At 74.2% G+C, this 13,813-nt stretch carries 14 protein-coding genes; 7 read left to right on the top strand and 7 right to left on the bottom strand.

Annotated features, from left to right (window positions below; genetic code table 11):
- Nucleotides 1–16: 16 nt before the first annotated feature.
- Nucleotides 17–1,261: an FAD-dependent monooxygenase gene (locus ACZ7C5_RS22785; protein WP_470323338.1), complete on the bottom strand. Its 1,245-nt coding sequence runs from the start codon at nucleotides 1,259–1,261 to the stop codon at nucleotides 17–19.
- A 282-nt stretch (nucleotides 1,262–1,543) separates the two neighbouring features.
- Nucleotides 1,544–2,926: an aminotransferase class I/II-fold pyridoxal phosphate-dependent enzyme gene (locus ACZ7C5_RS22780; protein WP_401090670.1), complete on the bottom strand. Its 1,383-nt coding sequence runs from the start codon at nucleotides 2,924–2,926 to the stop codon at nucleotides 1,544–1,546.
- Nucleotides 2,927–3,170: 244 nt separating this feature from the next.
- Here ACZ7C5_RS22780 and ACZ7C5_RS22775 point away from each other — a divergent pair, with 244 nt between their 5' ends.
- Nucleotides 3,171–3,563 (top strand): RidA family protein, encoded by a 393-nt coding sequence (locus tag ACZ7C5_RS22775; RefSeq protein ID WP_401090671.1) that lies wholly within the window; start codon nucleotides 3,171–3,173, stop codon nucleotides 3,561–3,563.
- A 162-nt stretch (nucleotides 3,564–3,725) separates the two neighbouring features.
- On the opposite strand, the gene ACZ7C5_RS22770 is transcribed toward ACZ7C5_RS22775, so the two are convergent.
- Complete coding sequence (locus tag ACZ7C5_RS22770) at nucleotides 3,726–4,511, bottom strand: NAD(P)-dependent oxidoreductase (RefSeq protein WP_401090673.1); 786 nt, start codon at nucleotides 4,509–4,511, stop codon at nucleotides 3,726–3,728.
- A gap of 71 nt (nucleotides 4,512–4,582) precedes the next feature.
- Here ACZ7C5_RS22770 and ACZ7C5_RS22765 point away from each other — a divergent pair, with 71 nt between their 5' ends.
- Together ACZ7C5_RS22765 and ACZ7C5_RS22760 are read left to right on the top strand one after the other, a co-directional pair.
- Entirely contained in the window at nucleotides 4,583–5,500 is a 918-nt protein-coding gene (locus ACZ7C5_RS22765; RefSeq protein WP_470323337.1) for a LysR family transcriptional regulator, read from the top strand.
- Nucleotides 5,501–5,530: 30 nt separating this feature from the next.
- Nucleotides 5,531–5,923 (top strand): hypothetical protein, encoded by a 393-nt coding sequence (locus tag ACZ7C5_RS22760; RefSeq protein ID WP_401090677.1) that lies wholly within the window; start codon nucleotides 5,531–5,533, stop codon nucleotides 5,921–5,923.
- 9 nt (nucleotides 5,924–5,932) lie between these two features.
- Here the strand turns inward: ACZ7C5_RS22760 and ACZ7C5_RS22755 are convergent, their stop codons facing one another.
- Nucleotides 5,933–7,468, bottom strand: a complete 1,536-nt coding sequence (locus ACZ7C5_RS22755; RefSeq protein WP_401090679.1) for an alpha/beta hydrolase — start codon at nucleotides 7,466–7,468, stop codon at nucleotides 5,933–5,935.
- Nucleotides 7,469–7,616: 148 nt separating this feature from the next.
- Between ACZ7C5_RS22755 and ACZ7C5_RS22750 the strand changes: the two genes are divergently transcribed.
- From ACZ7C5_RS22750 to ACZ7C5_RS22740, 3 genes are all read left to right on the top strand, one after another.
- Nucleotides 7,617–8,081 carry a MarR family transcriptional regulator gene (locus tag ACZ7C5_RS22750; protein ID WP_401090681.1) on the top strand — a complete coding sequence of 155 codons (465 nt, stop codon included), beginning with the start codon at nucleotides 7,617–7,619 and terminating at the stop codon, nucleotides 8,079–8,081.
- 99 nt (nucleotides 8,082–8,180) lie between these two features.
- Entirely contained in the window at nucleotides 8,181–8,699 is a 519-nt protein-coding gene (locus ACZ7C5_RS22745) for a cupin domain-containing protein (protein ID WP_470323336.1), read from the top strand.
- A gap of 140 nt (nucleotides 8,700–8,839) precedes the next feature.
- Nucleotides 8,840–8,917 (top strand): hypothetical protein, encoded by a 78-nt coding sequence (locus ACZ7C5_RS22740; protein ID WP_470323405.1) that lies wholly within the window; start codon nucleotides 8,840–8,842, stop codon nucleotides 8,915–8,917.
- Nucleotides 8,918–8,993: 76 nt separating this feature from the next.
- Here the strand turns inward: ACZ7C5_RS22740 and ACZ7C5_RS22735 are convergent, their stop codons facing one another.
- Together ACZ7C5_RS22735 and ACZ7C5_RS22730 are read right to left on the bottom strand one after the other, a co-directional pair.
- A complete protein-coding gene (locus ACZ7C5_RS22735) occupies nucleotides 8,994–9,758 on the bottom strand; it encodes a hypothetical protein (protein WP_470323335.1) in 765 nt (254 codons plus the stop codon).
- A gap of 274 nt (nucleotides 9,759–10,032) precedes the next feature.
- On the bottom strand, nucleotides 10,033–11,184 hold the full coding sequence (locus ACZ7C5_RS22730) for a DUF4037 domain-containing protein (protein WP_470323334.1): 1,152 nt from the start codon (nucleotides 11,182–11,184) through the stop codon (nucleotides 10,033–10,035).
- Nucleotides 11,185–11,325: 141 nt separating this feature from the next.
- Here ACZ7C5_RS22730 and ACZ7C5_RS22725 point away from each other — a divergent pair, with 141 nt between their 5' ends.
- The gene (locus ACZ7C5_RS22725) at nucleotides 11,326–11,943 is read left to right on the top strand and encodes an EF-hand domain-containing protein (RefSeq protein WP_401090688.1); all 618 of its coding nucleotides are present in this window, start codon (nucleotides 11,326–11,328) and stop codon (nucleotides 11,941–11,943) included.
- A 4-nt stretch (nucleotides 11,944–11,947) separates the two neighbouring features.
- On the opposite strand, the gene ACZ7C5_RS22720 is transcribed toward ACZ7C5_RS22725, so the two are convergent.
- Entirely contained in the window at nucleotides 11,948–13,531 is a 1,584-nt protein-coding gene (locus ACZ7C5_RS22720; protein WP_470323333.1) for an alpha/beta hydrolase, read from the bottom strand.
- Nucleotides 13,532–13,813 lie beyond the last annotated feature (282 nt).

The following is a 13,813-nucleotide window of genomic DNA, read 5'->3' as shown; positions in this document are numbered from 1 at the left end:
GGGCCCGGGTGCGTGTTCAGGCGGACCGCACCGGCAGCGGGTGGTCGGGCAGCGGGTAGTCGGGCAGGGCGACGTCGCCGGCCTTGGCGAACTGGGCGGCCATCAGCGGGCGCAGCGGCCAGCGGCCCATCCAGCGCATGGAGGCGGCGCGCAGGCGGATCGTCAGGGCGCTGCCGGGGGCGTAGCCGTTCAGGCCGCCGGGCGGCAGTTCCTGGGCACGGGCCACGTAGGGGCGCATCAGTTCCTCGTAGCGGGTGAAGGCGGTGCGGAAGTCGCCTGCGGCGGCGGCGAGTTCACCGGCCAGCAGGTAGGCGCCGACCAGGGCGAGGCTGGTGCCGAGGCCGGTGAGCGGGCTGGGGCTGTAGCCTGCGTCGCCGAGCAGGGCGATGCGGCCGCGGCTGTAGCGGTCGAGGTGGATCTGGCCGAAGGAGTCGAAGGCGAAGTCCTCGGCGGTGCGCATCCCGGCGAGCAGCCGGTCGCTCTCCCAGCCGGCGCCGGCGAAGCGGTCGGCGAGCAGGCGCTGCTGGGCGGCGGTGTCGTGGCGGTCGTAGGTCAGGGGTGCGCAGCGCACGCCCAGGGAGGCCTTGACCTCACCGGGCAGCCGGCCGGGGCGGGCGGCGGCGACCAGGCCGCCGGGGGCGTTGTACATCTGGAACCAGCCGTCCAGGGCCCGGGCGAGCGCGGGGTCGTGGACGGTGAACCAGGCGTGGTAGCCGCCGAGGGGGCGGTAGTGGGAGCCGTCGCCGGGGAAGGCGAGGCGGCGTACGGCGGAGTGCAGCCCGTCGGCGCCGACGACCAGGGCGAAGCGCCGGGCGGGGGCGTTCTCGAAGGTGACGGTGACGCCGGCGGCGTCCTCGTCGAGCGCGGTGACGGTGTCGTCCCAGAGGTACTCGACGCCGTCGGTGGCCTCGCGCAGCAGGTCGGCGAGGTCGCCGCGGAGGATCTCGATCTCGGAGACGATGCCCTCGCCGCCGAACAGGTCGACGGGTATCCGGGCGGTGGTTCGTCCGCGCCGGTCGACCAGGGCCAGGCCGTGCTGTTCGACGCACAGCGCGCGGGCCCGTTCCATCAGGCCCATCCGTTCGATGACGGTGCGTCCGGCGCCGCGCAGGTCGACGGCCTGCCCGCCGGGGCGCGGGCCGGGGGCGCGTTCGACGACGGTGGGGGTGAAGCCGTGGCGGCGCAGCCAGTGGGCGAGGGCGGGCCCGGCGATGCCGGCGCCGGAGATGAGGACGTCGGTGGTGGTGTGGTGGTGGTCCATGCCGAGAAATGTACGGCGTACGCATCGGCCCCAACAAGCCTTGTTCTGTGGGTACTTGAAAGTGGTGCACTAGTGCGGCGGGGTGCTGCAGGGCGAGTCGGGCGGCGGGCGGCGGGCGTTCGCGCAGGTTGGCGGCCCGGCGAGTGCACTAGTGCACTACGGGCGGTGGTGCCGGGGGCGCTCTCACCGGGGTTTCACGGCCGGCTCGGTCCCGGGCCGACGGGGTGGATGCCGCAGCCGGCGGCGTCCGCCCCGCGGCCGCATCGCCCCGGGGAGTCTGCCTCAGCCGAGCTTCGCGAGCGAGGCGGCGATGTTGCCGACCGCCGTCAGGACTCTGTCGGTGGTGTCGGCGGTGTAGCACAGCCGGAAGTACCCGGGCTTGGGACAGTGCATCTCCCCTCCGGGCAGGAGGGTGACCTTCGCGTCCTTCAGCAGGTACGCCCCCAGGAGGGCTTCGCGCTGGTCGATCTCGTGGTTGATCGGCATCAGGTCCGGGGGGAACGTCTTGTCCAGGTAGGCGCTCAGGTCGAGCAGGAAGAACTGGGCGGCGTTGCGGGAGGTGTCGTCCTGGCCCACGTACGGGATCTTCTTGTCCTTGAGTTCGGCCGCGGTCTGGTCGAACGCCGTCTTCAGGCGCTCGGCGTAGTCCTCCATGAGCGCGGTGGGGAAGGGGCTCGGCTTGCCGTCGTCGGTGAGGAACAGTTTGCGCACGTAGGCGCTCTTGAGCGAGTCGAGCGGGCCGAACCACGTCAGTGACTTCAGCGTCTCGTTGCCCTGCATGACGGTGCGGACGTCGTTCGACTTGGAGACGAGGAAGCCGATCCGGAAGCCGGACAGCCCGAAGTCCTTGGTCAGCCCGTACACGAGGTGGATGCGGTCGGGGTCGGTGGCGTAGGCGTCCGTCGACAGGACGCTGTGGAAGCCGTCGGTGCCGGTGCTCTGCGAGTGGGAGTAGATCTCGTCGGAGACGATGTGCATCTGCCTGTCCAGTGCCCACTGGCAGATGTCGTCCAGCAGCTGCTTGCCGTAGTTGACGCCGAGCGGGTTGTGCGGGTTGGTCAGGACCAGGAGCTTGGGCTTGGGCTCGGAGGCGGCCTCGTACGCGCGCTGGAGGGCGGCGACCGACAGCGTGAAGTGGTCCGGCCCGTCGAGGCGCACGGGCACGCACTTCAGTCCGGGCCGCTGCTCGAAGCACCACAGGAAGCCGGGCCAGAACGGCGCCGGCAGCATGACGCGGTCGCCCGGCGCCAGCACGCCGCCGTGGATCAGTCCGAACACCAGGCACTCCAGGGCCCCCGAGCCCCCGGCGGTCGCGTACACGTCGAACTTCGGGTCGATCCCGGCGGAGAACCTGGGGTGCAGGAAGGCGGTGATCGGATCGAGCAGGTCCTGCGTGCCGTAGGGCGGCGCCGCGTACTTGGCGTCCTCCTCGGTCAGCTTCACCTTGCTGAAGACGTCGGTGTCCAGCTGGTCGAACAGGAGGACGTTGTTCGCGATGCCGAGGTTGTAGATGTCCTCCGGGACGACCTTGTCGTAGTAGGCGAGGCGCTCCTCGGGGTCGGCGATCCGGTGCAGGCGCTCCATGGCCAGGGCCTGCTCGACGCTCGCGACGAGCGCGGCATCCGTGTCCTGCCCGGTGTCGCTCCTCGTGATGCTCTGGGTCATCTCTTCCGAACCTCCGTGGGTGAGAGCCGGGCCGGCTCCCTGCCGGTCCGGCTCTCCTTCTCCCCCTTCCGCGCAGGTCGGGTACGTGGTGGTAACCCGCGCGGATCAGGAGCTTCCCTCCATCGGGCGCCTGTTCGAGGGCCTCCAGGGAGCGAGGAAGGCCTCGGCGGTCCGGATCAAAGGCCTCACCCGACCCGCTACTTGGTCACCGCCCCAGGCGCCCCCGGTGCGGCACCATGGTGCGATGGAGAGCAATCGACAGACAGTCAGTTCCGGCTCACCCCTCGAACCGCGGATCGGCTTCTCCCGGGCCGTGCGCAAGGGGAACTACGTGGCGGTCGCGGGCACCGCGCCGATCGGGGAGGACGGCACGACGGTCGGGCAGGGCGACGTCCACGCCCAGACCATCCGGTGCCTGGACATCGCCGAGACCGCCCTGCGGGAGGCGGGCGCCACGCTCACGGACGTCGTACGGACCCGCATCATGCTCACCGACATGAGCCAGTGGCGGGAGGCCGCGCGCGCCCACGGCGAGCGTTTCGCGCAGATCCGGCCGGTCACCACCTTCGTGGAGGTGACGCGCTTCATCGACGAGCGGTGGCTGGTGGAGGTCGAGGTGGACGCGGTCATCGGCTGACGGGCCGGCGGAGCCCGGGGGTGCGGCCACCGGGGAGGCGGGTGCGGCCATCAGGGTGACCAGGCGCGCGCCGTCCGCGTCGTCCGAGCCGCCCGCGCCGCCCGCGACGACGCCACGGGCCGGCCGGGCCGCCACCCCCGTGAGCGGCCCGGACGGCCGGGCCTACGCGCGCCGCAGGGCGCCCAGCACCGCCGACAGGTCCTGCTCGGCGATCGACGGGTGTGCCAGCAGCACCTCGCGGGCCGCCGACAGGACGGGGCCGTCGCCCGCCAGGGCGAGGTCCTTGGCGGCCAGGCGGACGGGGAAGTCCGACTCCGCGCTGAACGCCCGGGCCACCACCCCCGCGAGCGGCCCGGCCGCCAGCACCTCCCGCGCCTGCTCCTGCGGGACGCCCAACTCCCCGGCCACCGCGAGGACTTCGCCGAGGGCGGTGACGCACGCGACGATCGCGCCGATCACCACCACCTTCAGCGCCGCGCCCGACCCGGGCCCGCCGCAGCGCCGCACCCGGCCCAGGTGCTCCAGGACGGGCCGGGCGCGGTCCAGGTCGGCGTCCTCGCCGCCCGCGAAGACCACCAGCTCGCCGGCGGCCGCCGGGCCCACGCTGCCGATCACCGGGGCGTCCACCAGGGCGACGCCGTCCGGCAGCCGGGCGCGCAGCCCGGCGGTGGCCCGCGGGCCGATCGAGGACATCTCGATCCACAGGGTGCCCGGCGCCAGCCGCTCGGTGAACCGTCCGGCCACCTCGGCGACGGCCACCGGGTCGGAGAGCATGGTGACGACGACGTCCGCGCCGCGGACGGCCTCGGCCGGGGTGGCGGCCTCGGTGAGGCCGCCGGCGCGTCCGGGGGAGCGGTTCCAGACGGTCAACGGGTGCCCGGCGGCGGCGAGTCGGCGGGCCATCGGCAGGCCCATCCGGCCCAGCCCGAGAAAAGCGATCTTCTGCATGACCGCCACGCTAGGCAGCCACGAGCCAGGCGACAAGCGAATGTCCCGCATGGTATCCATGCGGAATGGACATGGCTTGGCTGGAGGTCTTCCGCACCGTCGCGCACCTGGGCTCCTTCACCGCCGCGGGTGAGCGGCTGGGCTTCACCCAGTCCGCGATCTCCCGGCAGATCGCCACCCTGGAAGGGGAGTTGGGCACACCGCTGTTCGACCGGCTGCCGCGCGGCGTGCGGCTCACCGAACACGGCCGCGCACTGCTGCCGCACGCCGAGGCGATGCTGGAGAGGCTTGGCACCACCCGGCGCGACCTGGCCGCGCTCACCGAACTCACCGCCGGCCGGCTACGGGTGGGCGCCTTCGACAGCGCCAACGCCGCCCTCGTCCCCGGCGCCCTGGCCGCCTTCCGCGCCGCGCACCCCGAGGTCGCGATCAGCCTCACCGAAGGGCTGACGGCACACCTGCTGGACCTGCTGGCCGACGGCGCGATCGACCTCGCCCTCATCGCCTCCTACACCGAACCCGCCGACGACGGCGAGCAGTTCGACTTCCACCCGCTGATGGCCGACCCGGTGCTGGTCGCCCTCCCGCGCGGACACCGCCTCGCCGGGCGCCGCCGCCTGCGGCTGGCCGAACTCGCCGACGAACCGTGGATCGCCGCCCGCCGCCACGCCGAGTCCACCCTCCTCGCCGCCTGCGTCCGCAGCGGCTTCCAGCCCCGCATCGAGTACGCCGTCGCCGCCTGGACCGCCAAACTCGGACTGGTGGCCGCAGGACTGGGCGTCACCCTCATCCCCTCCCTGGCCGCCCGCGTCGGCCACCCCGGCGCCACCCTCGTCCCGCTGCACCCCGACGACACCCCGGTGCGGCAGGTGCACACCGTCACCAGGCGCGGCCGGCGGGTGCCCCCGGCCGTGGAGGCCTTCGGCGCCTTCCTGTGCGCGCAGGCCACGAGCCCGCCCGACCGGCCGCGCACCGGAGCGGTGGCCTAGGGTGTGATGCCGAGAACGAGGGGGGAGCGAATGTCGAGGCACACGGTCGAGGCGGAAGCGCGGATGAAGGGGATCACCTTCCCCGCCTGGCAGGGCCGCCACTACGTGACGCTGGCCGAACTGCTCATCCGCCTCGGCAGCTTCGGCCTCGGGCTGCGCTGGCGGGTCGAGTGCGACGAGGAGTGGGACCTCACCGCGGAGCTGGAACGCCGCTCCGAGGGCGACGGCATGGACACCCTGACCCTGCTGTCCCTCGTCACCCCCGGAGTCCAGCTGATCGACGCCGAGGCCGGCGGGTTCCGCGGGGACACCCTGGTGGTGGTCCTGACCGAGGCGGACAGCTCCTTCTGGAACGTCAGGGCCGACGACGAGCGCGTGCTCACCGTCCTGCGGCGCCACTACCCGGGAGCCCGCGCGCTCTGAACCCGCCCCTCAGCAGGTGGTGTCGGCGGCCGGCAGCGCGCCCGTCGACAGGTAGGCGTCCACGGCCCGGTCGGCACACGCGCTGTAGCCGCCCAGGTAGACGGTGTGGACCCGGCCGGGGACGGTGACCAGGCGCGAGCCGGACAGCCGGGAGTGCAGGGCGAGCGCGCCCTGGTAGACGGCGTGGGTGTCCCCGGTGGCGTGGAGCTGGAGCGCGGGGACGGCGTTGCGCACCTCGACCGGCGGCTCCAGCGGGACACCGCGCCAGAACGCGCACGGCGTCGGGCCGTTGTAGACCGGGCCGAACACCGGCTGGGCGGCGCGGGAACGCTCGACGGCCTCGCGGTACCACTGCGCCGAACGCGGCATCGCCACGTCGTCGCACAGGATGCCGATCGCGGCCGCCAGGTCCGCGCCGCCCGCCGGGCCGGGATCCAGGACGACGGTCAGCAGCTCGTGCAGGGTCGCACTCACCCGCACCGGCCTGCCGTCGGCGGCGTCCAGCAACTGGCGCAGCACGTCCGCGTAGTCGGCGCCGTCACGGTCGTCGTTCTGGCAGACCGCGAGCAGCACCGGCAGCATGGCACCGTCCAGCCGGAACCCGTCGACGGCGATCGGCGCCGCCTCGGCCCGGCGCACCAAGCCCTCCACGGTGGCCCGCACCGCCGCCGGGGTCGCGCCCAGGTGGTGGTCGGCGTCGCGCGGCGCGGCCCAGGCCGCGAAGCCGTCCAGGGCACGCTCGTTGGCGCCGCCCATGTCCTGGAAGGTCCGCATGCCGTACCGGGCCGGATCGAGGGCGCTGTCCAGTACCAGCCGGTCCACCCGCTGCGGGAACAGCTGCGCGTACACCGCGCCCAGCAGCGCACCGTAGGACTGCCCGAAGAAGGAGGTCCGCTGCTCGCCCAGCGCCGCGCGCAGCACGTCCACGTCCCGGGCGATGTTGCGGGTGGTGAGGTGGGGCAGCAGGTCCGGGTACTTGTTCCAGCAGGCGTCCGCGTCGGCCTTGGCCAGCCGCAGCCCCTCCGCGAGGCCCGCCGGGCCGCTGCCCGCCGAGCGCAGCCAACTGCCGCGCGTCAGACCGCAGTCCAGACCGCCGCTGGCACCCACCCCGCGGGTGTCCATGCCGACCAGGTCGTACGCCGCCGCCGTCTCCGGCGCCAGCCGCTCGCGCAGCGCGGCCGGCATGTCCAGCCCGCGGTTGCCCGGGCCGCCGGGGTTGGTCTGCAGGACGCCCCGGCGCCTGGCCGGGTCGGCCGCCCTGATCCGGGAGACGGCCAGGGACAGGGTGCGGCCCTGCGGCTCGCGGTAGTCCAGCGGGACGGTCAGCGTCGCGCACTCGGTGCCGGTCAACTGTGGGTCCTGGCAGGCGGACCAGGCCAGCGGCTGGTGGCGGAAGCGCTCCAGCGGGTCCGGCGACGCGGGGGAGGCGGAAGCAGGGGAGTCGGCGGCAGGGGAGTCGGCGGCAGCGGAGGCCGGGGCGCCGGCCGTGAGGACGGTGGCCGCGGACAGGGCGAGGGCGGCGGCGAGCGCCGAAGCGGTCTTCATGTGCGCCAGCCTAGAAGGCAGTTGACCACCCCGGCGGGCCGGGCCCGGGTTCCCGAACCGCCTTGACCTCAAGTCGACTTCAGGTCCTACGGTCGGTCGCGTCCTGGCGAACAGGAGACAGACGAACAGCCGCGAGGAGCACGGAAGCATGACGATCAAGACGTACGAGCCGCAGATCATCGCCGCCCAGCCCATCGGAGCCTGGACCGGTGAACTCTTCCGCCGCCTGGTGGTGGAAGGCCTGCGCGGGCAACTGGCGGTCGAAGGCCTCACCCAGCCGCACTGGTGGACGCTCAACCACGCCGCCGGCAGGCCCGGCGGCTGGACCCGCACCACCCTCACCGAGCGCCTCACCCCCTACGACGACCAGCACACCGCCTTCGACACCGTCTACGACGACCTGATCGCCCGCGGCTGGCTGACCGAGGACACCGACGGCGCCCTCACCCTCACCGAGGACGGCGAAGCCGGCCGCCTGCGCGCCCGCGAACGCAACCTGGCGATCCACGAACGCGCCCACGAAGGCATCGGCACCGACGAGTTCGTCACCACGGTCAACGTGCTGCGCCGCATGGTGGCCAACCTGGGCGGCAACGGGAACCTCCCGGACTGACGAAGCCGGGGCCCGTCCGAGGCACGGACGGAATTGACCCATGAAAGCAGCCGCTGATTGCCACATGATCATGGGTCTTTCCGGCCATAGCCTGGTCACATGACGACGACGACGAAGAACACCACCGCCCCCGCCGCCGCCCCCGTGCTGACCCGCTGCGCCGAGGCCGAGATCTGCGCAGACCCGAGCTCCACCATGACCCTGCTGGCCGACTCGGCCCCGGAGCAGGGCGGCTTCACCGTCTACCGCTCCACCTTCGCCGCCGGTGCCGCCGGAGCGCCCGCGCACTTCCACACCAAGGCCTGGGAGCTGTTCTTCGTGATCGGCGGCTCGCTGCGGGTGCTGGTCGGCGAGGAGGTCACCGTGCTCGGCGCGGGCGACTTCCTCGCCGTGCCCCCGCACACCCCGCACGCCTTCGCCGCCGCCCCCGGCTCCGAGGCCGACGTCCTGTGCGTGTTCACCCCCGGCATGGAGCGCTTCGACTACCTGCGCCTGCTGGGGCAGGTCATGCGCGGCGAGAGCGACCCCGGGGCGATCGCCGCCTCCTCGGAGCGCTTCGACAACCACTACGTGGACAGCCCGGCCTGGCGCGCCGCCCTGGCGGGCGAGAACGCCTGAGGACGCCTGAGAACGCCTGAGGACGGCTGCCCCGGGGTGGCGGAGCCCCGGGGGCGCGGGCCGCTCGACGGGCCGGGGCCGCCCGGGTGTGGAACGGTGGAAGACCGGAAGGACCGATCCCGGCTGCGAGAGGAGTGGCCATGTCGTCCAAGCGCCGCCGCAAGAAGAAGGCCAGGGCCAGACACCGGGCCAACCACGGTCGTCGGCCCCAGTGCTGAGCCGCGGCTGAGCGGGTGAGGGTGCCCGGACCGGCCGGGAAGGCCGTCCGGGCGCGCCCCGCACCCACCCGTTGCCCTACATCCGCCCGCGCCCCGCGAAACCGCCCCGCGCCACCCGGTGGTACCGGCAGCGGCCGCCCCAGCCCGCGCCGAAGGCCAGCTCCAGGAGCGTGCCCCGCCCGTCCGCCCGCCCCTCGCGCAGCAGCTGCGCCGCGTCCGCGTCCGGCGGGTCCTGCTCGAACACGTAGAGCCGGCTGATGTACGGGCCGGCCGGGATCGGCTCCCGGCACGGGACGCCGGGCCGCTCCCAGGTCAGCCTCACGCCCGGGCCGGCCAGACAGGGGGAGTCCATCCGCCGGCCGTTCGCGTCGATACCGCCGTCGCGGTGCCAGCGCAGCGCGTGCTCCAGGCTCCCGTGCGGGTCCGGCCCCTGGCCGTCGGCCCGCCACTCGGCCACGCCCGCCGCCGCGATCCTGGGCAGCACGTCGACGACGTCCTCCCGGACGACGAAGTAGGCGCGGGCGTGGATCTCGCAGACCAGCAGCGTGTCCCTGGGGTGGTCCGCGCCGTGGAAGGTCGGGCGCACGGACTGGTCCAGGACCTGGGTCACCACGTGCTCGACCCCCTCCACCGCCCCCAGCACCCCGACCAGAGTCCGGATCCGCTCCCGCTCCGTCGCCCGGGCCGCCCGCGCCCTCGGCGAGCGGACCAGCGCGAGCCGGCGCCGCTCGGTGGGCCAGCGCTGCGCCGACAGCGACCGCACACCCTCGACGGCCCGGAACACCGGCATGCCGACGAGGTACAGGACGCTCTTCAGCACGTTGTGCAGGAAAGCCTTCACCAACCGGTCCTCTCGGGTCACCCGCGTTTTCGCCCACACCCTGGCCCGCCCGCGCCCCGGTCCGCAATCCACTCCCGTACTCAACTCCCCTCCGTGCCCGCACGGTTGCGCAGTGCGTCCACCCGGGCTCACGCATCGCCCGGCCGGCCGGCCGGGCGCAGTAGCCGGGGCGCGCCGCTGCCGGGACCGTGGTCGTCCGGCCTGCCGGACAGTCTCCAGCTGCCGGGCATCCTCATGCCGCCGGCCGTCGGTACGGTGGGATCCTCTTCCGTGCTCAACTTCCCTCCACCTCCGAGCGGTTGGCGAGCGTATCCACCGCCGCCCGGGCGGTGTGCGGGCGGCCGAGGAAGTCGGTGCCGTCCGCCCACTGGTCCACCGCGCCCACCGGCGGCAGTGCGCGCAGGTGCTCGTCCGTGAGGCCGGCCAGCAGCGGCCGCGCGAAGCGCTCGGCGTGCAGCACCAGATACGGGCGGCCGTGGTACGGGCGGCGCGTCGCCTCGACCGGGGCACTCAGGCCGAGGGCGTTGTGCCGGCGGCCCGCCGCCTCGTACGCCTCGCACAAGTACCGCTCCCGGTCGGCGTATTGCCGTGCCGCCAGGGCGCCCCGGAGCAGCGGCCCCAGCTCGGCCGCCGCCTCGGTGCGGGCGAACGCGCTGCCCAGCCACTTGCCGTACGGGGCGTAGCGGCGCTCCAGCAGCAGGCACAGCCGCATCAGGTCCCGCACCAGGCGGGCGGCCGTCACCGCCGAGCCCAGGTCGTCGCCGGCCTCCGCGCAGCGGCCGACGAACGCCTCCTCCTGGGCGATGCGCTGCCACTGGCAGGCGAGCAGGTAGCGCCACACCTGCTCCGGGTACCAGGCCAGGCGCTCCCGTGCGGCGGTCAGTTCGCCGGGGCCGTCGTGGAACACCGCGCCGGCGGTCACCTCCAGCAGCCGCTGCTGGGGCAGCGCCAGCCAGCCGAGGGTGTCAGGGCCGGGCGTGTCAGGGCCGGTCGGGGCGGCGGCCGGGCCCAGCCGGCCGGCCAGCCAGGACGGCAGGTCGTGCACCTCGACGCGGTGGTCGACCGGGCCGTCGGTCCACGCCAGGTGGCGCACCGGGTCGTGCGGGTCCTCGCCGCGCCGGAAGTGGGTGGGCACGCCGCGCACCTGCCGGGGCAGGTGGTGCGCCAGCAGTTCGTGCAGCCGGGGCCCGTGGCGGGCGGCGTCGGCGGAGGAGAGGAACAGCTCCAGGCGCGGCCCCCAGTCGTGGTCGGCCGAACGCGCCGAGTCGAAGCCCAGCACCTCCGAGCCGGCGCCCACCCGCGCCGCCGCGTACGGCAGGTGCGGGAACTCCCGTGCCAGCAGCGGCCGTACGGCCTCCTCGTAGAGGATGCGGGCCAGCCGGAGCCCGGGAACGAACGCGTCATCGGCGGTGTCGGGAGTGGTCACGGCGCCCACTGTGCCGTCGCCGCCGCCGTCCGGGCCACCGGATTCCCGCGGCGCGCCGGTGCGGGCGAACCGTGTGGACGCTGGCGATGCTGGTGGCGACCGTCCGGCGGTCCGCCTTCACCAGTACGGAAAGAGGTCCCCTTGAACGACTCGAACGGCGTGCACGACTCGAACGGTGCGAACGACTGGAACGGCGTGCACGACGACCTGCTGACCACGAAGATCGCCCTCGGCTTCGACCAGCTCGACGCCGACGGCGACGGCCGTCTCACCGAACGCGACCACGTCCTGATGGGCGAGTCCTCCGCCCGCGCCCTCGGGCACCCGCCGGGCTCCGAGGCCGAGCGCAGGATCATCGACGCCTACGTCGGCATCTGGCGCGACCTGCACCAGCCCGCCGTCGGCGGCGCGGACGCGATCAGCCGCGACGACTTCATCGCCTCCACCCTCACCCTGGCCGACGACCAGGAGGCCGCCGCCGCGACCGTCGGCCGGCTCGCCGAGATCTTCCGGTCCGTCGCCGACGCGAACGGCGACGGCACGGTCGACCCCGACGAGTTCCACGCCTTCCACCACGCCCACTTCCCCCGCCTCGGCCGCGACCGGGCGGACACCGCCTTCCGCCACCTGGACCGCAACGGCGACGGCACCCTCTCCCACGACGAGTTCGTCGGCGCGATCGTGGAGTACTGGACCAGCCGCGACCCCGAGGCCCCCGGCAACTGGTGGACGGGCGAGTACCCGTCGCGGGCCGGGTAGCCGGCTACCGGCGGGTGCAGGTGGGGTCGGTGTCCGGGAGGTGTCCGGAGGCCAGGTAGGCGTTGACGGTGTCGTCCACGCAGGCGTTGCCGTACGTCCCGTACAGCCCGTGCTGGTCGGCGCCCTGGAGGGTCAGCAGGCGTGAGCCGGGCAGCAGGTGGTGCAGGGTGAGGCCGTCCCGGTGGAGGGCGCGCGGGTCGCCGGTGGCGGACAGGAGCAGCACCGGGGCGTCGCGGCGCACCTGGGTGGGCGCCTCGCGCGGGGCGTCCCAGAAGGCGCAGGGGCTGATGGTGCCGAGCATCGGGCCGAAGAGCGGGTGCTCGGCGCGGGCCGCCTCGATCCGGCGCCAGTAGTCCTCGGGGTCGCGGGGCGCCGCTCGGTCCGCGCACAGGACGGCCTGCATGGCGCTGCCGCCCGGCGAGCCCTGCGGGCCGAACAGCAGGTGCAGCAGGGCGGCGGTCGGCGCCGACGGGGTGGCCGGCCGGCCCGCCGCGGCCTCGGCGAGCATCGTCATCTGCCCGGCGAGGGCGGCCCGTTCCGGGTCGGAGTCGCCCTGGAGCCCCACGTAGAGCAGCATCGGCACCCGGGTGTCGTCCAGTTCGACGGCGTCGGCGCCGCTGCCGACGACGAGCGGGCGGGCCGCGGCCGCGTCGATGGTGCGCAGGACTCCGGCGGTCACCTCCTCACCGGTGCGGCCGAGCCCGTACGTGCCGTGGCGGGCCGCCGTCCAGCTCGCCCAGTCGGCGAACGCGTTTTCCTGGCCGGGCAGTTGGTGGGGGAGCAGGGCGGGTCCTGTGTGGTGCGGGTCCAGTGCGCTGTCCAGGACCATCCGGTCGAAGCGGCCGGGGAACAGCTGGGTGTACACCGTGCCGAGGTATGTGCCGTAGGACAGGCCGAGGTAGGAGATCTTCCGTTCGCCGAGCGCGCCCCGGAGCACGTCCAGGTCCCGGGCGGTGTCGCGGGTGCTCGCGTACGGCAGCAGGTCCCCGGCCGTGGAGCGGCACTTGGCCGCGAGGTCCCGCTGGTAGGTGACCTGGCGATCGAAGGAGGCGCGGCCGGTTCCGGCGGAGTAGAAGCCGCCGTCCGGCCAGCCGCAGTCCAGCGGGGTGCTCCGGCCGACGAAGCGAGGGTCCATCCCGACGATGTCGAAGCGGGCGGCGGTCTCCTTGAGGGCGGCGTGCACCCGGGGTGGGGCGCCGATCGTCGGGCCGCCGGGGCCGCCGTCGTTGAGCAGCAGCGCGCCGATCCGGTGGCGGGTGTCGGTGGCGGCGATGCGGGAGAGCGCCAGGGTGACGGTGCGTCCGCCGGGGTCGCCGTAGTCGAGTGGCACGGTGATCTCGGCGCAGCGGGCGCCGGCGCGTTCGAGTGCGGCGCCGTCCTGGTCGTCCGGGCCCAAGGCACAGCCGTGCCAGTCGAGATGCTGCCGGTAGTAGCCGTCGAGTTCCGGGGCGCCAGCCTCTGCGGGGGCGGTCGCGGCGGCGGTGACGGCCAGGCCGGCCACGAGGGCGAGGCCGGCCGCCACGGTGCGCCGCAGGGCGCTGGGCCGTCGGGCGGCGGGAGCGGTACGGCTGCGCTGGGGGTCGGGCATGAGGCCTCCTCGGCGACGTGGGCCCTTCCCCGAGGAACCGGCCGAGGAGAGCCCCTGTGATCAGCCTTTCCTGTTCCGTTCCGGAGCCGTCGCGGAGACGGCCCCGCGGTGCAAGCTCCTCAGCGTAGACGCCGAACCGGCCGTGGAAGGTGCAGAGTTCGCGTCACGTCGTCGTTCCGTCCCGCCGAACCCCCCGGCCCCCGCCGCGCACGAGAAGTCGGCCCCGCCGACTTCTCACGCAAAGCCCCTGGTCGGATGGCCTACCATGGCCCCCATGTTCCT

Source organism: Kitasatospora sp. NPDC036993 (genome assembly GCF_055607525.1).
The sequence above is the reverse complement of the archived record's forward strand: the minus strand, read 5'-3'. Positions and strand labels throughout refer to the sequence as shown.